The following is a 19,521-nucleotide window of genomic DNA, read 5'->3' on the forward strand; positions in this document are numbered from 1 at the left end:
ATGGCGGACGCTTCACTCGGGCTCTGGACCGTTCCGCTCGCCGTATTCGGCGGCGCCATCCGCGTCTCGACGCCGTTCCTGTTCGTCAGCCTCGGCGAATGCATCACCGAGCGGTCCGGCCGCATCAATCTCGGCCTCGAAGGCACGCTGGTGATGGGCGCGATGAGCGCCTACGGTATCTCCTATCTCTCCGGCTCGCCATGGCTCGGGGTGCTCGCGGCCGGGATCACCGGCGCGTTGTTCGGCGCGCTGCATGCCGGGATCTGCTCGCTGCCGCGGGTCAACGACATTGCGGTCGGTATCGCGCTGATGCTGCTCGGAACTGGTTTGGCCTTCTTCCTCGGCAAGCCGCTGATCGAGCCGACGGCGGCACGGCTGCCGGCGATCGATTTCGGCTGGTGGAGCGACGTACCGCAGCTGCGCGCGGCGCTGCGCATCAATGTGCTGTTCCTGATCGGCGTTGCGATCGCGCCGCTGCTCTATTGGGCGTTCAGGACTACGCGCTGGGGCCTGTTGATCCGCACCGCCGGCGAAAGCGCGGATGCGGCGCGCGCGATGGGCCATTCCGTGCTGCTGATCCGGCTGCGCGCCACCATGGTCGGCGGCTTCCTCGCCGGCATCGGCGGCTCGTTCCTGTCGCTGTTCTATCCCGGCAGCTGGAACGAAGGGCTCTCCTCGGGACAGGGCATCACCGCGGTGGCACTGGTGATCTTCGCGCGCTGGGACCCGATGCTGTGCCTGTGGGCCTCGCTCGCCTTCGGCGGCGCCGCCGCGCTCGGGCCGGCGCTGCAATCGGTCGGCGTCACCTCCGGCTACCATTTGTTCAACGCCGCGCCCTACATCCTGACCTTGGCGATCATGATCATCACCTGCTCGCCGAAGCGCACACTGACCGGCGCGCCTGCCGAATTGTCCATCACCCGATAGAGCTGCGAGATCATTCCATGCCCGAGCGCTTCATCAAATCCGAGCCCTACGCCTGGCCCTACAATGGCGATTTGCGGCCAGAGAATACCGCGCTCATCATCATCGATATGCAGACCGACTTTTGCGGCGTCGGCGGCTATGTCGACAAGATGGGCTACGATCTGTCGCTGACGCGGGCGCCGATCGAGCCGATCAAGAAGCTGCTCGCAGTGATGCGCGCGCAGGGTTTTCACATCATCCACACCCGCGAAGGCCACCGGCCTGATTTGGCCGACCTGCCCGCCAATAAGCGCTGGCGCTCGCGCCAGATCGGGGCCGGCATCGGCGATCCCGGCCCGTGCGGCCGCATCCTGGTGCGCGGCGAACCCGGCTGGGAGATCATCCCCGATCTCGCGCCGTTGCCGGGCGAGCCCATCATCGACAAGCCCGGCAAAGGCTCGTTCTGCGCTACCGATCTGGAGCTGATGCTGCGGCTGCGCGGCATCGAGAACATCGTATTGACCGGGATCACCACCGACGTCTGCGTCCACACCACGATGCGCGAGGCCAATGACCGCGGCTTCGAATGCGTGCTGGTCGAGGACTGCTGCGGCGCGACCGACAGGAGCAATCACGACCATGCGCTAAAGATGATCAAGATGCAGGGCGGCGTGTTCGGCGCGGTGACCAAATCCACCGACCTGATCGGAGCGCTGTCGTGATCATCGGCGAACCGCCCGCCCCTATAGGCGCGTTCGGCGTCGACGCCATCGCCATGACGATGCGGTTCGGCGACTTCGCAGCGCTCGACAATGTCGAGCTCATGGTGCGTCCCGGCTCGTTCCATGCCTTGCTTGGTGAAAATGGCGCGGGCAAGAGCACGCTCGTGAAATGCATCATGGGCTACTACCACGCCACCGAAGGCGAGATCATCGTTGGCGATCGCCAGCAGACCATCGCCAACCCGAAGGACGCCCACGCGCTCGGGCTCGGCATGGTCTACCAGCATTTTACGCTGGTGCCGGCGATGACGGTCGCGGAGAACCTGGTGCTGGCGCGCGACGACGTGCCTGCGATGGTCGACTGGCGCAAGGAGAAGAAAGAGCTCGAGGCGTTCCTGGCGCGGATGCCGTTCAAGGTGCCGCTCGATGCGAAAGTCTCCGACATCTCCGCCGGCGAACGGCAGAAATGCGAGATCCTCAAGCAGCTCTATCTGAAGCGCCGCTTCCTGATCCTGGACGAGCCGACCTCGGTTCTGACGCCGGGCGAAGCCGACGAGGTGCTCGGCATGCTGCGCGCCATGGTGGTCGCAGGCGAACTCACCATCCTGATGATCACGCACAAGTTCCGCGAGGTGATGGCGTTTGCCGATGACGTGACGATCTTGCGCCGCGGCAAGCTCGCCGGCACCGGCCGGGTCGCCGATCTCACGCCCGACGAGATGGCCCGCACCATGATCGGCGCCGAACAGCTGACGGTGCAGCCGCCGCGCACCGGCGAGACCGGCGCGCCGCGGCTCGAGCTCGACAAGCTCACCGCGCTCGACGATGCCGGCGCGATTGCCGTGCACGGCGTGTCGCTGACGGTGAGGAGCGGCGAGATCGTCGGCATCGCCGGCGTCTCCGGCAACGGCCAGCGTCAGCTGGTCGAAGTGCTGGCCGGCCAGCGCGAAGCCGAGAACGGCGTCATCCGCGTCCAGGGTGAGGCCTATGCGGCGAGCCGCGAGGAGATGCGCCGCCACAGGATGTCGCTGCTGCCGGAGGAGCCGCTGAAGAACGCCTGCGTCGGCGGCATGAGCGTCGCCGACAACATCGCGTTCCGCGAGTTCGACCGCGCCCCGTTCGCGCGCGGCGGCTGGTGGTTGAACCGCTCGGCCTTTCGCGCCGACGCCGAGCGCAAGATCAACCGCTACAAGATCAAGACCCGCACGCCGGAGACCCCGATCGCGGCGCTGTCGGGCGGCAATGTGCAGCGCGCGGTGCTGGCGCGCGAGCTCTCGGGCGATGTCGAGGTGCTGATCGCCGCCAATCCATGCTTCGGGCTCGACTTCGCGGCGGTGGCGCAGATCCACGCCGAGATCATGGCCGCCCGCAACCGCGGCGCGGCGGTGCTGCTGGTCAGCGAAGACCTCGACGAACTGCTGGAGCTGTCGGACCGGCTGGTCGTGATGTTCCACGGCGCATTCGTCCACGAGGCCCGTGCCAGCGAAGCCGACCTCACTGAGATCGGCCGGCACATGGCCGGGCACTGACCATCCGCGTCATTGCGAGCGAAGCGAAGCAATCCATTGTTCCGCGTATGCGGGATCATGGATTGCTTCGTCGCTATCGCTCCTCGCAATGACGATGCTGGATAGCTCGGCGGCACTCTGCGTCACATTACAACGCCGACCTACCCGATCTCGAACGCCTGCGCTGCGAGATGCTTCAGATTGGCGTGCCAATGTTCGGCGATCGCGAGCCGGGTCGGCACCCAGACGTGCTCGTGCTTCTGGATGTAGTCGAGGAAGCGCATCAGCGCGGCGGCGCGGCCGGGACGGCCGACGACGCGACAATGCAGGCCGACCGACATCATCTTGGGTGACGTCGCGCCCTCGGCATAGAGCACGTCAAAACTGTCCTTCAGATAGGTGTAGAACTCATCGCCGCCGCCAAAGCCCTGCGCGTTGATGAAGCGCATGTCGTTGGCATCGAGCGTGTAGGGAATGACAAGGTGCGCTTCGGTGCCGGCTGCCTTGATCCAGTACGGCAGATCGTCGGCATAGGAATCGCAGAGATAGCGCAGGCCGCCCGTCTCCATCAAAAGCCGCAGCGTGTTGATCGAGGAACGGCCGGTGTACCAGCCGAGCGGCCGCGCGCCGGTCGCCTCGGTGTGCACGGCGATGGCACGGGCGATCTCCGCGCGCTCCTCGTCCTCCGACATGTCCTTGTGCTCGACCCAGCGCAGGCTGTGGCTCGCAATGTCCCAGCCCGCCTCCTGCATCGCCGCGACGACATCCGGATTGCGCTTCAGCGCCATTGCGACGCCGAACACCGTGGCCGGCAGCTGGCGCTCGGTGAACATCCGCCACAGCCGCCAGAAGCCGGCGCGCGAGCCATATTCGAACATGGTCTCGATATTGGCGTGACGCCGGCCGACCCAGGGCTGCGCGCCCAAGACATCCGACAGGAACGCTTCCGAGGCACGATCGCCGTGCAGGATGTTGTTCTCGCCGCCCTCCTCGAAATTGACCACGAACTGCACGGCGACGCGCGCCGCGTCCGGCCATTTCGGATCCGGCGGGTTACGGCCGTAGCCGCGGAGATCGCGCGGATAGCGGGCCTCGGTCACATCAGATTTCCTCGAAGCGGATGTTCTGCGCGCCCTTCCACAACACCGTCTTGCCGAAGGCGGTGAGGTTCTCGAGCCCCGAGGTCAGCGTGATGAAATGATTGCCGGCGAGCTGGCCCATCTTGCTGGCAAAATGCACGCCGCCATAGGCGAGCAGGATCTCGGTCTCGCTGATGCCGCCCGGGTAGAGAATGATCTGGCCCGGCGCCGGATAGCTGGTGTGGTTCTCGTAGGACACGCCGAAGTCGAGATCGCCGAGCGGCATCCACACGCCCTCGCCGCTCCAGCGCACATGGATCGCCTGGCTCTCGAACGGCATTGCCTTGCGGAAGGCGGCAACCGTCTTCGGCGCGAGCTGTTCCTCGAAACGGGCGTCAAAGGTGAAATCGCCGGCGCGGACTATCAGTTTGCTCATCGAACTCTCGTGGGTGGGCTGGACAGAATGATGCCCCAACCTTTGACGCTGGCCCGCGCCGGACGCAAGGCCGATTCCGGCTCCAGATGCCGGTTTTTTGCCGCAATGGCGTTCGCGGCAACGCAGATTTGAGCAGGGTTGCGTTGCACCTCGCCTCCCGCTTTGCGAACCTCTCCGCATTCGCAAAGGAGGACGGCCGATGACGACAAACAGTCTGCACGGACATGTGGCGCTGGTGACCGGCGGATCGCGCGGCATTGGTGCTGCCATCGCCAAGATGCTGGCGGACGCCGGCGCTGCCGTCGCCATCAATTACCGCGAGCGGTCGGCTGAAGCGGAAGCGCTGGCGAAGAGCATCACAGCCGCCGGTGGCCGGGCCGTCGCTGTCGGCGCCGACGTCTCGGAAGCTGCCGCCGTCACCGGCCTCGTCGAACGCGCCAAATCCGAGCTCGGCTCGGTCGACATCCTCGTCAACAATGCCGGGATCGCGATCGTCAGGGGTGTCGACGACCTCACCGAAGAGGATTTCGACCGCACCATCGCGGTCAACCTCAAATCGGCATTTCTCTGCACGCAAGCCGTGCTGCCGATGATGCGCACCCGGAAATGGGGCCGCATCGTCAACATCTCCTCCGGCGCTGCCCGCGGCGCCGGCGCGATCGGGCCGCACTACAACGCGTCGAAGGCGGCGATGGAGGGCCTGACCCGCGGCTATGCTGCGCGCCTCGTCAAGGAAGGCATCACCGTCAATGCCGTCGCGCCGTCGCTGATCGAGACCGACATGATGAAGGGACAGAGCGACCTCGTCAGCCGGATCCCGATCGGCCGCTTCGGCACCACCGAGGAAGTGGCGCAGGCCGTGATGCTGCTGGTCAACAATCCCTACATGACCGGGCAGACCATCGCGATGAGCGGCGGCATGGCGTTCAACTAGAGCGTTTTCGAGCGAAGTGGGTACCGGTTCGCGTAAAGAAAACGCGTCAAGACAAGAATCTAGAGCCCCGTTCCGATTTCAATCGGAACGGGGCTCTAGGTTAGTCGCTGGCTTGACCGCATCGCAGGTTTGCCCTACCGCTTACGGCATGAACCGATCGAACCTCATCGCCAATTTCTGGTGGCTCGCCGACTGACAGGCGGGCCGGACGCGTTCATGCATTTTCGGGGCCGCCGCATTGGGCGGCCTTTTTGTTTGGCTTCATCCAGCCCGCATGCGGTGTCCCCATTCAACCGAATGGAGATACCAGTGACCAAACCGATCATCCTCACCGGCGACCGCACCACCGGGCCGCTGCATCTCGGCCACTACGCCGGCTCACTCCGAAGCCGCCTGAAATTTCAGGACAGCCACGAGCAGTTCCTGCTGCTCGCCGACATGCAGGCGCTGACCGACAATGCGCACGACATCGGCAAGGTCCGCAGCAATGTCATCGAGGTCGCGCTGGACTATCTTGCCGTCGGGATCGACCCCGAGCGAACGTCGATCTGCCTGCAATCGCAGTTGCCGGCGTTGGCGGAACTGTCGATGCTCTATCTCAACCTCGTCACCGTCGCGCGGCTGGAACGCAACCCCACCATCAAGGACGAGATCCGCGCGCGCGGTTTCGGGCGCGACATCCCAGCGGGCTTCCTGTGCTACCCGGTGGCACAGGCCGCCGATATCACCGCGTTTCGCGCCACAATCGTGCCGGTCGGCGAGGATCAGGCGCCCTTGATCGAGCAGACCAACGAGATTATCCGGCGGGTCAACGCGCTCGCGGGCCGTGCGCTGCTGCAGGAAGCCGAAGCCATCATCCCGCGCGCGGGTCGGCTGCCCGGCGTCGATGGACGCGCGAAGATGAGCAAGTCCGCCGGCAACGCGATTCCGCTCTCGGCGTCACCTGATGACATCTCGGCCGCCGTGCGCGCGATGTTCACCGATCCGGATCATCTGCGTGTCGCCGACCCCGGCAAGGTCGAGGGCAACGTCGTCTTCACCTATCTCGACGCGTTCGACGACGACCGCGACGCCGTCGCGGAACTGAAGGCGCGCTATCGGCGCGGCGGTCTCGGCGATACGGCCGTCAAGCGGCGGTTGGAGGATGTCCTGCAAGCCCTGATCGCACCGATCCGCACACGGCGCGCCGAGCTCGCCAACAATCGCGACCACATCGCCGACGTGATCCGGCGCGGAACCCTGAAAGCGCGGGAGATTACCGAGCGCACCAGGCGCGACGTCATGGCGGGGCTTGGCTTGTTCCAGCTCTGAACGCGCTGTCATCAAGGCGTGGCAGGAACTGTGCTTGACTATGGCCGTTGTCCGCTCGGCGAAACCGGATTTGGAGCCTGTCGTGATCGATCCGAAAACGCTTCTCGAACGCGCCGCACAGCTGTCTGATCAAGCCAAGGGCGAGGAAGATACCGGCATCCGCGAGCGGTTGCTGCGCATGGCCGAGCATTACCGCGATCTGGCCGCGCACGAGGCCTGGGCGCATGAAAACCCGCCATCGGTGGGCGCGCTCACGGGTGCGCTCGGCAGCCGCGCAGCGCATTGAGCTGATCGCGAAAGAAGCCCTTCAGTTCACGCGAATGCGATAGCCCAGCGACTGACGTGCGCCCGGCGCGATGTGCATCAGGCCCGGCTTGTCGGCGAACTCGCCATCGAACTCCGCGGGGCTGGCAAATCCGTGCCACGGCTCGATGCAAAGGAACGGCGCGCCGCCAGGCTTCGACCAGATGCCGAGCTCTCGAAAGCCGCGCCAGGACATTTCGATCGCCCGGCCTTGCGTGGCTGCTGCCGGGCCCAGTGTCGCCGTGAAGCGGACCGATGTACTTGCGACCTGATCGAAGACCATCGCGTCGTCATCGAACAGCTCCTCCGAGAGCGCAAGCGTTCTGCCCTTGACCGGATTGGGTTCAGGCTGCGGCCGCATCAATCCATCCTTCAGCCGCCGGATCGGCGCAGGTTCAGTCTTGCCGAAGGTCAGCGTGTAAGCCTCCTTCGGCAGCCCCTGCACCAGCGGCCAGTTGAAGGCGGGATGACCGCCGAGCGAGGCCGGCAGCATCTCGTCGCCGGTGTTGATGACGTCGAAGGCGACGTCGAGATCGGTGCCATCGACCGCATAGGTGACCTCGAGCCTGAACGCGAAGGGGTAGCGCGCCCGGGTTTCCGCATCGTCTGCGAGCGCGAGCTTGCAGGATCGCGGCCCCTGCTCGACCCACTCAAAATGCCGGTCCCGCGCAAAGCCGTGCTGCGTCATCGGATAGGTCTTGCCGCTATGGCGCAGCGTGTCGTTCTTCAGCCGGCCGACGATCGGGAACAGGATCGGCGCGTGGCGCGGCCATTGCGGGCCGGCCTGCCACAGCAGTTCCGTTCCTTCGGCATTCCTGAGTGACGACAGTTCGGCGCCCTGGGCCGAGATGGTCGCGGAGATCTTCTCGCCGCGCAGCGTGTAACTGTCGCTCATGCCTCGCCTCGCCGGTTGGGTCATGCCCCCCACACGAGATGTTCGATGCCGGCGATGCCGTCAACCCCAAAGCGATGGGCCGCCCGCGCGTGGCGGCCCCTGGCCTCAAGCCTACCCGGTGATCTTGGAGAAATCGGGCTGACGGCGCTCGGCAAAGGCCGCAAAGGCCTCGCGCGCTTCCGCGCTCATCAGCCGCTGCTGGAAGATTTCGCCCTCGCGCGCCATTTGCGCGCTGAGCCCGGCCGGATCGCGCATCAAGGCCTTGGTGTGCTGGAGCGAACCAAACGGCCGCTTCGCCAGCGCGTCCGCCGCCGCGCGTGCCTTGGCGCGGAGATCCGCAAGCGGCACCACGGCATTGGCAAGGCCGATGGAGACCGCTGTCTCCGCCTCGACCGGCTCGCCGAGCGCGAACATCGCATAGGCCCGCGCATAGCCGATGCGCTGCGGCAGCAGATAGGTCGACGCCGCCTCCGGCACCAGCGCCAGATTGACGAACGGCGTGATCAGCCGCGCGGTCGGCGCGAGGTAGACGAGGTCGCAATGCAGCAGCATGGTGGTGCCGATGCCGACGGCATTGCCCTGCACGGCGGCGACCAGCGGCCGCGTCGCCTTGGCGAGGCCGGCGAGGAAGCGCGACACATGACGCTCGCCCTGCACGCCGCGCGACACCGCCGCGAAATCGGCGAGATCGTTGCCTGCGGTAAAGCTGTCGCCGTCACCCTGCAGCAGCACGGCGCGGATCGCAGAATCGCCTTCCGCACGTTCGAGCGCGTCGGCCATCGCGCCATACATCGCATTGGTGATCGCGTTCTTCTTGTCCGGACGCGCCATCGTCACGGTGAGAACGCCACCGTCCAGCGTTACGACCACTTCACTCATTTCTCACTCCTGTTGCTTGCTTCCTGTTTGACGCGTTGTCTTGACGCGAACCGGTATCCGTTTCGCTCGAAGGCGCGCTAGCCGTCTTTGTCCTTCGGAAACTTCTCTTGCAGGCTGGTCAGCCAGCGCGACACCACGTCGATCTCGGCTTCCGAAAACCCGTCCATCAGACGGTTGTTGATCACCCTGGTCCGCGTTGCGGCGCGCTTGCCGAGCTCCTGCCCCGCGGCGGTCAGATGGAGCCGCTGGCTGCGCCCGTCCTCACCGTCGCGCCGGCGCTTCACGAGGCCCGCGCGCTCCATCCGATCGGCTAGCCCCGACATCGCCGACGGCACGATGTCGACCGCCTGCGAGACATCGCCGATCAGCGCGCCGTCATTGCGCCCGAGGAAGAACAGCACGCCGGCCTGCGCCGACGTCAGATCGTGCGCGGCCGTCTCCTGCTCGATGGCGCGCTGCAGCCGCCGATAGGCCACGGTCAGGAGAAAGATCAGCCGGTGTTCCGCTCTCATGCCGCTGTTATATATTTCGCATGCGAAATATCAAGGTATTTCGTGCGCGAAATATCTTGATATTCGGCACGCGCTGACCGAGCGAGCCACGCAAACTGACCGGAATGCGCCCCGCGACCGGGGTGGTTGCGACATTTTGAACGCGTCGCCGGATCGCAGCGCTGCGTTCCAGCAGAAAACCCTTGATCGCCAACGATCAAACGGGAAATCTTGCGCCCGGGAGCCCAAGTGTCGCGCTTGCGGCTCGGGCGGGGTCACGAGAGTGTCATGACGTCAGCGGCAAGTTCGGACAGGGAGCGCGTTGTCCGCCCGAAGCGGCCGCGCCATCTCAGCGAAGCCATGCGTTGCGAGACCGCGTTTCGCCTGATCCTGTCCGAATGCCTCGAGGAAGTCGCGACCAACCACGAGGCGCTGAGCTCCGGCGATCCGGCCGCGCTCCACCAGACCCGCATAGCACTGACGCGGCTGAAGGCGGCGGTCGCGTTCTACGGCCCGATGGTCGCGGACGCCGAATGGACGCGGCTGAAGTCCGAGCTGAAATGGCTGAGCGCCCATCTCGGCGCAACACGCGACCTCGACGTCGCGATCGAGAACAGCAAGGAGATGCCGGAGGAACAGATGCTCAGGACGGCACGCGCCGATGCGTTCGAAGCCCTGAAGGAGGCCTTGCAGAGCGACCGTTACTGGCAATGGTTCGACGGCATGTGGGACTGGGTCGGCAGCGGCCCCTGGACCGCGCGGCAGAACCGCCGTGCCGCGCAACGACGGGCCGTGCCGGTGTCGGTGTTTCACGCGCGCCGGCTGGCGCGGTGGCATGGCAAACTGTGCCAGAAGAGCCGCGGGCTGCAAGGGATGGGCAAGAACAAGCGCCACCGCGTCCGGCTCGCCGGCAAGCGGCTGCGCTACGCCATCGAGTTCTCGGAAGGCGGATTGCCGCCCGACGAATACGCGTCATGGCGGATCGTCCTCAAGCATCTGCGCAAGGGACAACAACTGCTCGGCGAATTGAACGATGACGAGGTCCGCCGCGCGCTGCTCGAAAGCGCCGATGCCCTCGCGCGACGCGACGACGAGCGCAAGGCCAAGCACCAGCGCGTGCATGAGCGCAAGCGCAAGAGCCGCCTGCTGCGCCGCGCCGCGGACATCTACCGGAAGATCGCCGAATGAACGCAGCCCGTCGTCCGCGGCCCGCGCAGCTGTCGCCCGCAACAATTCCCCGCAGGCTTGTCGCATCCGCCGACGCTGGCCGTTTCCTTCATTCCTTTCCCCACGGTTGTCCCCATGCCTGACGGTTCCTCTACAGCACACCTCTATCGTCCCAAGCTCGTCACCACCCTGACCGAAGGCTACGGCCTCGATGCGTTCCGCCACGACGTGATGTCGGGGCTGACGGTCGCGGTGGTGGCGCTGCCGCTGTCGATGGCGATCGCAGTGGCCTCGGGCGTGACGCCGGAGCGCGGGCTGTTCACGGCCATCGTCGGCGGCTTCCTGGTCTCCGCATTGGGCGGCAGCCGGTTTCAGATCGGTGGGCCGGCCGGCGCCTTCATCGTGCTCGTCGCGGCGACGGCCGCAAAGTTCGGCGTCGAGGGGCTGCTGCTCACCGTGATGGTTTCCGGCCTGATGTTGACGCTGATCGGCGCGTCCGGCCTTGGCTCGTTGATCCGCTACATCCCGCATCCCGTCACCGTCGGCTTCACCTGCGGAATTGCGGTCACCATTCTGGCCAGCCAGTTGCGGGATCTTGGCGGGCTGACGCTAGCAGGTCACGAGCCCGGGCCGTTCCTGCCGAAGCTCGCCGCCCTCAGCCACGCGCTGCCGACCCTGAATGGGTCCGCGCTCGCAATCGGCGTCGGCTCGGCTGCCGTGATCTTCGGCTTGCGCGCCTTCAGGCCGGCCTGGCCGGCGATGCTGATCGCGATTGCGATCGCATCGGTCGCGGCGCTGCTGCTGCATCTGCCGATCGAGACCATCGGCAGCCGGTTCGGCGAAATTCCGCACGGCCTGCCGGTGCCGCATCTGCCGGAATTCTCCTGGGCACTTTTGCTGCAGATCCTGCCGGCATCGCTCTCCTTCACGCTGCTCGGCGGCGTCGAGAGCCTGCTCTCGGCCAAGGTCGCCGACGGCATGACCGGTCGCAAGCACCGCTCCAACATGGAGCTGGTGGCGCAGGGCATCGCCAACATCGCCTCTGCATTCTTCGGCGGAATCAGCGTCACCGGCACGATCGCGCGCACCGCGACCAATATCCGGGCGGGCGCGCGCAGCCCGCTGTCCGGCATGCTGCACGCGGCGTTCCTGCTGTCATTCATGATCGTGGCGGCGCCGCTTGCGAGCTATATCCCGCTATCGGCACTCGCCGGCGTCCTCGTCGTCGTGTGCTGGTACATGGCGGAGAAGGAGGCGTTCCTGCAGCTGATCACGCATTGGCGCGGCGCCGCGGTGCTGATCCCGACCTTCGGCCTGACGGTGTTCGAGGACCTGACGTTCGGCATCATCACGGGATGCGTGATCGCCGCGTTGTTGGCTGTCTTCGACCGGTGGCAGCGGCGAGGCAAGACCTAACCGCTGTCGCGCAGCACCAGCTCGAAGCCGAGATCGATGCGGCGCTCGCCGCCGCGCTCCTGCGTGAGCGTCGCCGCGGTGCGGCCGATCGCATCGCCATGCACGCTGATCGTGCTCAGGGTCGGCGAGATCAGCTGGCCCATTTCGAGATCGCCTAGCCCAATCACGGCGACCGGCTGCGCCGATGCGGGCCCGTCGCGCAGCAGCCCGGCCTTGCGCAGCCCCGACATGAAGCCGATCGCATGCGCATCGTTGGCGGCGAACACCGCGTCGACATCGGGCAGCCGCGCATGCGCCGCCACGCTGCCGGAGTCCTTGCGGTCGAGGATCAACCGCCGCGGCTCGGATAGACCACTTGCCAGCGCCTCGTCCCTGAAGCCGAACCAGCGGCGCGTGCCGCGCGGATCATCGCCGCCGATGAAGGCGAGCTGCTTGCGTCCTTGCGCAACCAGATGCTTCGCGACAGCGACCCCGGCCTTGTAATTGTCGAAGCCCGCGACCGCATCGATCGGGTTCGCCGGCAGATCCCAGGTCTCAACGATCGGGATCCGCGCATTGCGCAGCAGGCGACTGCCCTCCTCGGTCGCCGGTGAGCCGACCATGATGATCGCCTCGGGCCGCCGCGACAGCAGCGCCGCCAGCACGCGGTCCTCGCGCACTGCGTCGTAGCGCGACTGCGCCAGGATCACCGAGAAGCCGAGCGGCTCGAGCTTGTCGGACAGGCCCTGCACCGTGTCGGCAAAGATCGAGTTGGCGATGGTCGGCACCAGCACGCCGACCGAATTGGTCCGTGCGCTCGCCAGCGCGCCCGCGACCAGGTTCGGGACATAGCCGAGGTCGCGCATCGCCCGCTCGACCCGCGCCCGGGTCTCCGGGGCAACCAGATCGGGCATCCGCACCACCCGGCTCACCGTGATCGAGGAGACACCGGCGCGCTTGGCCACCTCTGAAAGGGTGGGCGCGGCACCAGACGGGCCGGTCCCGGGTTCGGTCAGGTCGGAGCTCATGGCCTGACCCTGCACGATTCCGGGTTGCCAAGCCACGATGTTAGCGCTAGCATCGCCTTATGTTAGCGCTAACATGGAACAAAAAAGGAGAAACGGCATGATTTCGGACGAGCAGGCCCAGGCCTACAAGCGCGACGGGGTAATCGTGGTCCCCGAGGTGCTGAACCAGGAGACCCTCGGCAAGGTTCGCACGGTGCTCGCCGAGCTGGTGGCGGGCGCCGCCGCCGTGACCGAGCACACCGACGTCTACGACCTCGAGCCGGGCCATACGCCGGAGACCCCGCGCGTCCGCCGCATCAAGGCGCCGCACAAGGTGCACCCGATCTTCGACGAGATCATCCGCAGCCCCGCCGTGATCTCGATCCTGACCAGGCTGATCGGTCCCGGGCTTCGCCTGCACGGCTCAAAACTCAATATGAAGTCGGCGCAATACGGCTCGCCGGTCGAGTGGCATCAGGACTGGGCATTCTATCCGCACACCAATGACGACATCCTCGCGATCGGCGTGCTGCTCGACGATTGCGATATCGAGAACGGCCCGATGCTGGTGACGCCGGGATCGCACACCGGCAGCACGATGTGGGATCATCACGGCGAAGACGGCTGCTTCGCAGGTCTGATCGATCCCGACCAGATCCAGGACGACATCAAGCGCGCGGTGCCCTGCATGGGCAAGGCCGGCAGCATGTCGTTCCACCACGTGCGCGCGCTGCACGGCTCGGCGACCAACACATCGGACCGGCCGCGCAACCTGCTGCTCTATGAAGTAGCCGCCAGCGACGCCTGGCCGCTGATGGGCGTGAAGGATTTTGACGAATTCAACAGCCGCCTGCTGGCGGGTCCGCCGGTGGTTACCCCGCGGCTGACAGACGTGCCGGTACGGATGCCGCTGCCGCCGGCCAAGCGACAGGGATCGATCTACGAGACCCAGTCGGCGTCGAAGAAATCCTACTTCACGCGCGCCGCCTGACACTGACGACAATGCCCGCGGCGAGCCGCGGGCATTGCTGCTTTCAAGACATAAAAATCAAAATAACGGGGAAACGAATGACCGAGATGGCAACAGATGGCGCTCGCACATCGCGCCTGCGTGTGATCCTGGCCGCAAGCATCGGCTCCGCGCTCGAATGGTACGACTTCTTCCTGTACGGCACCGCGGCCGCGCTGGTGTTCGGCGAGCTGTTCTTTCCGAAGAGCGATCCGGTGGTCGGCACGCTGCTGTCGTTCCTGACCTTCGGCGTCGGCTTCGTGGTGCGGCCGTTCGGCGGCCTCATATTCGGCATCCTCGGCGACCGCTACGGCCGCAAGCCGGTGCTGGTCGCAACGCTGTTGATGATCGGCATCGGCACCACCGCGATCGGCTTCCTGCCGACTTATGCGCAGATCGGCGTCTGGGCGCCGATCCTTCTGGTCGCGATGCGCGTGATCCAGGGCCTCGGCGCCGGTGCCGAATATGGCGGCGCGGTGATCTATCTGGTCGAGAACGCGCCGCCGAAGCATCGCGGCTTCTGGGGCGGCTTCGCGCCGCTCGGCGTCTCCGTCGGCAATCTGCTCGCCGCCGCCGCTTTCGCGCTGGTGACGATGTTGCCGCGCGAGGACCTGATGAGCTGGGGTTGGCGCCTGCCCTTCCTCGCAAGCTTCCTCCTGATCGTCGTCGGCATCTTCGTCCGCATGCGCATCACCGAGACGCCGGTCTACACCCAGGCGGTGGTCGCGCGCGGCAAGGTCGAGCGCAATCCGGCGATGGAGGCGTTGCGCCGGCACCCGCGCAATTTCTTCGTCGTGCTCGGCGCCCGGATGGCCGAGAACGGGCTTGGCTATTTCTTCCCGGTGTTTGGCCTGAGCTACGTCATCACCACGCTGGGCGTGCCGAAGGCGGAGGCGCTCAGTGCGCTGATGCTTGCGTTCACGATCGAGCTGTTTGCGATCCTCGGCTTTGCGGCGTTGTCGGACCGGATCGGACGGCGGCCAGTCTACATGTTCGGCGCGCTGGCCGGCGTGGCGCTTTCCTTCCCGTTCTTCTGGATGGTCGGCACCAAGGAATGGGTCATGATCGCGCTCGCCTTTATCCTGGCGCGCGCCGTGGTGACGGCGGCGATGTTCGGGCCGCAGGCGGCGTATTTCGCCGAACTGTTCCCGCCGCAACGCCGCTTCGCCGGCTTTGCCTTCGCGCGCGAGCTCGGCTCGCTGCTGTCAGGCGGCCCCGCGCCATTCGTCGCCACCGCGCTGGTGGCAGCCTACGGCACCTGGTGGCCGGTCGCCTGCTACGCGATGTTCCTGTCGGCCTGCACGGTGGTTGCAATCTGGATCGGGCCGGAGACCTATCAGGAGAACATCGCCGCCGACACGAGCGAACAGGCCGAGCTGCCCGCGGCGATCCCGGCGCGGGCATGATCGGTGGCGCAGCAACTGCGCGTCCTGCAGTCGCTCTGGGCAATGGAGCGGCGGCTGGCCGACGAGGACGAGTGGCCGCTGCAAACCCAGCTCGCGATGATCCGCGATGCCGGGTTTGACGGCGCCGGCGTGCGCTTCATCGATCCCGCCTTCGCGCGCGAGGTGACGAGCTTCCTTCGCGCGCATCGCATGATCTGGCAGGCGCAATGCTATCCGAAGAACGTCGACGACCTGAAACCGGTGCTCGAGCTGGTGGCACAGCTCGGTGCAGATCACGTCAACCTGCAACCGGACATCCGTCCGCGGCGGCTCGCCGACTGCATTCCCCTGCTCGAAGGCTGGCGGCGGCTTGGCGCGCAGGCCGGCGTCGCCGTGCATGTCGAGACCCATCGCGATCGCATGACGACTGACCTGTTCTTCATGCTCGATCTGCTCGACCGCTTTCCCGATCTGCGGCTGACCGCCGATCTCTCGCATTACCTGGTCGGGCGCGAATTCGCCTGGCCGGTCGACGACGCGAACCATGCGATGATCCATCGCATCCTCGACCATGCCTGGGGCATCCACGGCCGCATCGCGAGCCGCGAGCAGGAGCAGATCTCGCTCGGCTTTCCGCAGCATCAGGGCTGGGTGTCGCTATTCATGGACTGGTGGGACTACGGCATCCGTTCCTGGCGCAAGCGCGCCGGGCCCGATGCGACCCTGACTTTCCTGTGCGAGCTCGGTCCCCCACCCTATGCCATCACCGGGCCCGACGGCAGGGAATTGTCCGACCGCTGGCAGGACGCGCTGGTCATGAAGGACATGATCCGCGCGCTGTGGGATCGCATCGCGAACGAGCCGCACGGCGCTGCATCGGGTTGATCCAGAGAAGCTGCAACGGCATGCTGCGGCGAAGCGCCATTCGGAACGCGGCGAAGCCCTCATGCGTGACCATCAGGTCCCTGCTTCTCGACGCCTCGCCTGCGTCATTGTGCTGGCCATTGCGGCCTTTGCCCACGCGAAGGCCGCCCCGGCAGAACTGACGCTTGACGTCGCCACCATGCCGCGTGTCGCGACCATCGACCCGCGCTTCCAGTCCTACAACATCGAGATGGTCGAGGTGACCGGCGGGCGGTTCTGGAAGCCTTATGCCGCCGCCGCACGGCCGGGTGCGAAGCCGGAACGGTTCGCAGCGCGCACGCCGATCGATCTGCACGATGGCAGGCTACGCAAGCTCGCAGCAGCGCTCGCTCCCGCCTACCTTCGTGTGAGCGGAACCTGGGCCAACAGCACGTTCTTTGCGGATTCCGACGCGCCACCATCGGCGCCACCGGCCGGCTTCAAGGGTGTGCTGACACGACAGCAATGGCGGGATGTGATCGACTTCTCGCACGCCGTCGACGCTCCCATTGTCACGTCCCTTGCGATCAGCGCCGGCACGCGTGGTGCTGACGGCCGATGGACCTCCGAACAGGCCCGGCAGCTCCTCGCTTTCACGAAATCGACGAGCGGCGAGATCGCCGCAGCGGAGTTCATGAACGAGCCCGATCTGCCGGCCATCGGCGGCGCGCCCGAGCACTACGATGCCGCCGCTTACGGCCGCGATTTCGCAACGTTCCGCGCATTCATGAAGGACACCGCACCCGGCGTGACGATCCTCGGCCCAGGCACGATCGGCACCGGCGCGGATGCAAAAGCCCTCTTTGCAGTCTCGGCAGCGGGCATCGACGCGACCTCCTACCATCATTATGGCGCGCTCTCGGCGCGATGTTCCGGCGATCGCACGGCAAGGCAGGCGCTGTCAGACCAATGGCTGGCACGAACCGGCAAGACGCTCGCCTTCTACCAGGCGCTGCGCGACCGGCTCGCACCGGGCAAGCCGATCTGGCTGACCGAGACCGCCGAGACCGCGTGCGGCGGCAACCGCTGGGCCGCGACTTTTGCCGATACGTTCCGCTATCTCGATCAGCTCGGGCGGCTCGCCAAGACCGGCGTTCAGGTGGTGATGCACAACACGCTGATCGCGAGCGACTACGGGCTGCTCGACGAGCGAACCCATCTGCCGCGGCCGAACTACTGGGCCGCGCTGCTGTGGCGACGGTTGATGGGGACCACCGTGTTCGATGCCGGCGTCGCCGAGCAACCCGGTCTCCACGTCTATGCCCATTGCGCGCGCGACGTGCCTGATGGAATAGCCCTGCTCGTCATCAACAATGATCGGCGGATGCGGCGCAAGCTGACGCTGCCGGCGGCATCGCAACGCTACACATTCGCGAGCGAAAGGCCCGCCGACGGCAATGTTCGGCTCAATGGCAGCGCGCTTGCGCTCGGGCCTTCCGACCAGCTTCCCGCCTTGCATGGCGAGCCGGCCCCGGCGGGCGCGCTCGTGTTCGCTCCCGCAACGATCACGTTCCTGACCGTTGCCAATGCGGGCAACACCAACTGCCGGTAGTGGCTTGGCCTCGCCTACGCCGCGTCGAGGTTGGCGTCGGCGGACTCCGTCGTGCGCGACACCAGGTGACCCAGCATGATGGCGGTCATCAGCCGCTCCATCTCGAGCCATGCGGTGACATGCGACATGGTCGGCCGGCCACCGAGCGCGAGCTGATTGACGTCGTCGACCGCCGTCAATCCGCGCGGATAGAACTCGCGGAAGATCACGCGCTCGGCCAGACCGTCGACCAGGCGGAAATTCAGCGTCTTCGATAGTTCGTTGAGGGCTTCGCCGACCAGGCGCTTGTTGCGTGAACCGATCGTCGAGAGGCGATTGCGCAGCACCACCCACTCGAATGCCGGCAGATCCTGCGCGCTGCGCTCGCGCCGCGCTTCCTCCACCATCTTCGAATAGTGGCTGATGCCGGTGACCTTGAAGTCGTTCGGATCGACGGTGCCGAGCACGTCGAAGTCGAGGAAGCTGTCGTTCAGCGGTGTAATCAGCGTGTTCGCCAGCGAATGCGTGAACGTCGTCAGATAGGTGTCGTAGCCGGGGCAATCGATGACGACGAAATCGTGCGACCGGCCGAGCCGCTCGACGATCTCGGCAAGCGCGCTGCGGCCGAGCGTCTCGACTTCGCTGCTTCTGCCGCTCACCGTCTCGAAGCACATATGCGCCGGGATATCGAGATTCAGCGAGGTTTGCCGCGCCCAATCCCGCCGGTTATCGACGTAGTGCGTCAGCGACTTCTGCTTGTTGTCGAGATCGATGGTGGCGACACGCTGACCCGCCTTGATCAGCGCGATGGCGACATGCATGGCAATTGTCGACTTGCCCGAGCCGCCCTTGTTATTTCCGACAACAATTACTCGTGCGTTTGTCATGGGAATCCATACCTGACGCTTGAGTGAAAGCAGGACGAAATTGAATTTAATGAATGGATTCGAATCTCCCTGATTCGACGAATCTCGACAAGAGTCGTCGCACGGTCATCGTTATCGAAATTGACGCGGCTGCGACAACATTGTCACAACCGCAATTCGAGCACGTATCGTGAACGCAGCATGCTGCGCCGCGGGCTGGCGCGCCGCCGGGACTAGCGCTTCGGGGACTAGCGTCCCTGGAACACCGCGGCGCGGCGCTCGACGAACGACTTGATGCCCTCGGCCGCATCTGATGTGTTGAGCACGCGTTCGCGGATCTGCGGGATGATCGCAATTGCCGCCTGCTCGCCGGCTTCGATGAACCTGCGGCCCGCCTCTTTCGTGACCTGGATTCCGAGTGGCGCGTTGCGCGCGATGATCTCCGCAAGCGCCATCGCACGCTCGATCTGCTGACCGGCCGGCACGACCTCCTGCACGAGGCCTATCCGGTGCGCTTCTGCGGCAGTGAACTCATCGCAGAGCAAGAGGTGATACATCGCATCGCCCCACCCTGCGCGGCTGATGTAGCGGAAATGCGCGCCGGCCAGCGGCGCGATGCCGCGCTTGGCTTCCATCTGGCAGAACCGGCTGTCGTCTGCGGCAATGACGATATCACCGGCCAGCATCATCTCGATCCCGACAGTGAACACGATGCCCTGCACGGCCGTGATGATCGGCTTCCGGCACCGCTTCGACAATCCAAAGGGATCGACGTTGCCCTCCGGCAGCGGCTT

At 65.8% G+C, this 19,521-nt stretch carries 19 protein-coding genes and 1 pseudogene; 12 read left to right on the forward strand and 8 right to left on the reverse strand.

The window, feature by feature from the left end; translation table 11 throughout:
- From BraRD5C2_RS10650 to BraRD5C2_RS10660, 3 genes are read left to right on the forward strand one after another with little or no spacing between them, the layout of a single operon-like run.
- Positions 1 to 927: an ABC transporter permease gene (locus BraRD5C2_RS10650; protein ID WP_092124843.1), complete on the forward strand. Its 927-nt coding sequence runs from the start codon at positions 1 to 3 to the stop codon at positions 925 to 927.
- Between the two features lie 17 nt (positions 928 to 944).
- Complete coding sequence (biuH, locus tag BraRD5C2_RS10655; protein ID WP_223968226.1) at positions 945 to 1,628, forward strand: biuret amidohydrolase; 684 nt, start codon at positions 945 to 947, stop codon at positions 1,626 to 1,628.
- The gene (locus tag BraRD5C2_RS10660) at positions 1,625 to 3,157 is read left to right on the forward strand and encodes an ABC transporter ATP-binding protein (RefSeq protein WP_223968227.1); all 1,533 of its coding nucleotides are present in this window, start codon (positions 1,625 to 1,627) and stop codon (positions 3,155 to 3,157) included. Before biuH ends, BraRD5C2_RS10660 begins: the two co-directional genes overlap by 4 nt.
- Positions 3,158 to 3,297: 140 nt before the next feature.
- On the opposite strand, the gene puuE is transcribed toward BraRD5C2_RS10660, so the two are convergent.
- On the reverse strand, positions 3,298 to 4,236 hold the full coding sequence (gene puuE / locus BraRD5C2_RS10665; RefSeq protein ID WP_223968228.1) for an allantoinase PuuE: 939 nt from the start codon (positions 4,234 to 4,236) through the stop codon (positions 3,298 to 3,300).
- 1 nt (position 4,237) lies between these two features.
- A complete protein-coding gene (locus BraRD5C2_RS10670) occupies positions 4,238 to 4,651 on the reverse strand; it encodes a DUF3830 family protein (protein ID WP_021077459.1) in 414 nt (137 codons plus the stop codon).
- 199 nt (positions 4,652 to 4,850) lie between these two features.
- Here BraRD5C2_RS10670 and BraRD5C2_RS10675 point away from each other — a divergent pair, with 199 nt between their 5' ends.
- The 3 genes from BraRD5C2_RS10675 to BraRD5C2_RS10685 all read left to right on the forward strand — a co-directional run bounded on the left by BraRD5C2_RS10675 (position 4,851) and on the right by BraRD5C2_RS10685 (position 7,182).
- Complete coding sequence (locus BraRD5C2_RS10675) at positions 4,851 to 5,585, forward strand: SDR family NAD(P)-dependent oxidoreductase (RefSeq protein WP_223968229.1); 735 nt, start codon at positions 4,851 to 4,853, stop codon at positions 5,583 to 5,585.
- Positions 5,586 to 5,894: 309 nt separating this feature from the next.
- On the forward strand, positions 5,895 to 6,896 hold the full coding sequence (gene trpS / locus BraRD5C2_RS10680; RefSeq protein WP_223968230.1) for a tryptophan--tRNA ligase: 1,002 nt from the start codon (positions 5,895 to 5,897) through the stop codon (positions 6,894 to 6,896).
- 82 nt (positions 6,897 to 6,978) lie between these two features.
- Entirely contained in the window at positions 6,979 to 7,182 is a 204-nt protein-coding gene (locus tag BraRD5C2_RS10685) for a hypothetical protein (protein WP_223968231.1), read from the forward strand.
- A 21-nt stretch (positions 7,183 to 7,203) separates the two neighbouring features.
- Here BraRD5C2_RS10685 and BraRD5C2_RS10690 read toward each other — a convergent pair whose 3' ends face one another.
- From BraRD5C2_RS10690 to BraRD5C2_RS10700, 3 genes are all read right to left on the reverse strand, one after another.
- On the reverse strand, positions 7,204 to 8,094 hold the full coding sequence (locus tag BraRD5C2_RS10690; protein ID WP_223968232.1) for an aldose 1-epimerase family protein: 891 nt from the start codon (positions 8,092 to 8,094) through the stop codon (positions 7,204 to 7,206).
- Positions 8,095 to 8,205: 111 nt separating this feature from the next.
- Positions 8,206 to 8,973, reverse strand: coding sequence for an enoyl-CoA hydratase-related protein (locus BraRD5C2_RS10695; RefSeq protein WP_223968233.1), 768 nt, complete (start codon positions 8,971 to 8,973; stop codon positions 8,206 to 8,208).
- A gap of 77 nt (positions 8,974 to 9,050) precedes the next feature.
- Positions 9,051 to 9,485 (reverse strand): MarR family winged helix-turn-helix transcriptional regulator, encoded by a 435-nt coding sequence (locus BraRD5C2_RS10700; RefSeq protein WP_223968234.1) that lies wholly within the window; start codon positions 9,483 to 9,485, stop codon positions 9,051 to 9,053.
- A 267-nt stretch (positions 9,486 to 9,752) separates the two neighbouring features.
- Here BraRD5C2_RS10700 and BraRD5C2_RS10705 point away from each other — a divergent pair, with 267 nt between their 5' ends.
- Positions 9,753 to 10,652, forward strand: coding sequence for a CHAD domain-containing protein (locus BraRD5C2_RS10705; RefSeq protein WP_223968235.1), 900 nt, complete (start codon positions 9,753 to 9,755; stop codon positions 10,650 to 10,652).
- Positions 10,653 to 10,766: 114 nt separating this feature from the next.
- Positions 10,767 to 12,014, forward strand: a pseudogene (locus BraRD5C2_RS10710) (SulP family inorganic anion transporter); the annotation flags it as partial.
- A 29-nt stretch (positions 12,015 to 12,043) separates the two neighbouring features.
- On the opposite strand, the gene BraRD5C2_RS10715 reads toward BraRD5C2_RS10710, so the two are convergent.
- A complete protein-coding gene (locus BraRD5C2_RS10715; protein ID WP_223968236.1) occupies positions 12,044 to 13,054 on the reverse strand; it encodes a LacI family DNA-binding transcriptional regulator in 1,011 nt (336 codons plus the stop codon).
- Between the two features lie 97 nt (positions 13,055 to 13,151).
- Between BraRD5C2_RS10715 and BraRD5C2_RS10720 the strand changes: the two genes are divergently transcribed.
- From BraRD5C2_RS10720 to BraRD5C2_RS10735, 4 genes are all read left to right on the forward strand, one after another.
- A complete protein-coding gene (locus BraRD5C2_RS10720) occupies positions 13,152 to 14,024 on the forward strand; it encodes a phytanoyl-CoA dioxygenase family protein (RefSeq protein ID WP_223968237.1) in 873 nt (290 codons plus the stop codon).
- A gap of 77 nt (positions 14,025 to 14,101) precedes the next feature.
- On the forward strand, positions 14,102 to 15,448 hold the full coding sequence (locus BraRD5C2_RS10725) for an MFS transporter (RefSeq protein ID WP_223968238.1): 1,347 nt from the start codon (positions 14,102 to 14,104) through the stop codon (positions 15,446 to 15,448).
- 3 nt (positions 15,449 to 15,451) lie between these two features.
- Entirely contained in the window at positions 15,452 to 16,312 is an 861-nt protein-coding gene (locus BraRD5C2_RS10730; RefSeq protein WP_223968239.1) for a sugar phosphate isomerase/epimerase family protein, read from the forward strand.
- A gap of 61 nt (positions 16,313 to 16,373) precedes the next feature.
- Entirely contained in the window at positions 16,374 to 17,882 is a 1,509-nt protein-coding gene (locus BraRD5C2_RS10735) for a hypothetical protein (protein ID WP_223968240.1), read from the forward strand.
- Positions 17,883 to 17,896: 14 nt separating this feature from the next.
- Here BraRD5C2_RS10735 and BraRD5C2_RS10740 read toward each other — a convergent pair whose 3' ends face one another.
- Together BraRD5C2_RS10740 and BraRD5C2_RS10745 are read right to left on the reverse strand one after the other, a co-directional pair.
- Complete coding sequence (locus tag BraRD5C2_RS10740; RefSeq protein ID WP_223968241.1) at positions 17,897 to 18,748, reverse strand: division plane positioning ATPase MipZ; 852 nt, start codon at positions 18,746 to 18,748, stop codon at positions 17,897 to 17,899.
- Between the two features lie 227 nt (positions 18,749 to 18,975).
- On the reverse strand, positions 18,976 to 19,521 hold a 546-nt coding region (locus tag BraRD5C2_RS10745; protein ID WP_223968242.1), incomplete at its 5' end, for an enoyl-CoA hydratase-related protein.

Origin of the sequence: Bradyrhizobium sp. RD5-C2 (assembly GCF_019972155.1) — a bacterium.
GTDB lineage: Bacteria > Pseudomonadota > Alphaproteobacteria > Rhizobiales > Xanthobacteraceae > Bradyrhizobium.

Excerpts from the sequence above, each read along its gene's own strand:
- biuH (WP_223968226.1), top strand. The coding sequence starts at position 945 with ATGCCCGAGCGCTTCATCAAATCCGAGCCCTACGCCTGGCCCTACAAT.
- BraRD5C2_RS10650 (WP_092124843.1), top strand. The coding sequence starts at position 1 with ATGGCGGACGCTTCACTCGGGCTCTGGACCGTTCCGCTCGCCGTATTC.
- BraRD5C2_RS10705 (WP_223968235.1), top strand. The coding sequence starts at position 9,753 with ATGACGTCAGCGGCAAGTTCGGACAGGGAGCGCGTTGTCCGCCCGAAG.
- BraRD5C2_RS10695 (WP_223968233.1), bottom strand. The coding sequence starts at position 8,973 with ATGAGTGAAGTGGTCGTAACGCTGGACGGTGGCGTTCTCACCGTGACG.
- BraRD5C2_RS10720 (WP_223968237.1), top strand. The coding sequence starts at position 13,152 with ATGATTTCGGACGAGCAGGCCCAGGCCTACAAGCGCGACGGGGTAATC.
- BraRD5C2_RS10715 (WP_223968236.1), bottom strand. The coding sequence starts at position 13,054 with ATGAGCTCCGACCTGACCGAACCCGGGACCGGCCCGTCTGGTGCCGCG.
- BraRD5C2_RS10700 (WP_223968234.1), bottom strand. The coding sequence starts at position 9,485 with ATGAGAGCGGAACACCGGCTGATCTTTCTCCTGACCGTGGCCTATCGG.
- BraRD5C2_RS10740 (WP_223968241.1), bottom strand. The coding sequence starts at position 18,748 with ATGACAAACGCACGAGTAATTGTTGTCGGAAATAACAAGGGCGGCTCG.
- BraRD5C2_RS10670 (WP_021077459.1), bottom strand. The coding sequence starts at position 4,651 with ATGAGCAAACTGATAGTCCGCGCCGGCGATTTCACCTTTGACGCCCGT.
- BraRD5C2_RS10725 (WP_223968238.1), top strand. The coding sequence starts at position 14,102 with ATGACCGAGATGGCAACAGATGGCGCTCGCACATCGCGCCTGCGTGTG.
- BraRD5C2_RS10675 (WP_223968229.1), top strand. The coding sequence starts at position 4,851 with ATGACGACAAACAGTCTGCACGGACATGTGGCGCTGGTGACCGGCGGA.
- BraRD5C2_RS10735 (WP_223968240.1), top strand. The coding sequence starts at position 16,374 with ATGCGTGACCATCAGGTCCCTGCTTCTCGACGCCTCGCCTGCGTCATT.
- BraRD5C2_RS10690 (WP_223968232.1), bottom strand. The coding sequence starts at position 8,094 with ATGAGCGACAGTTACACGCTGCGCGGCGAGAAGATCTCCGCGACCATC.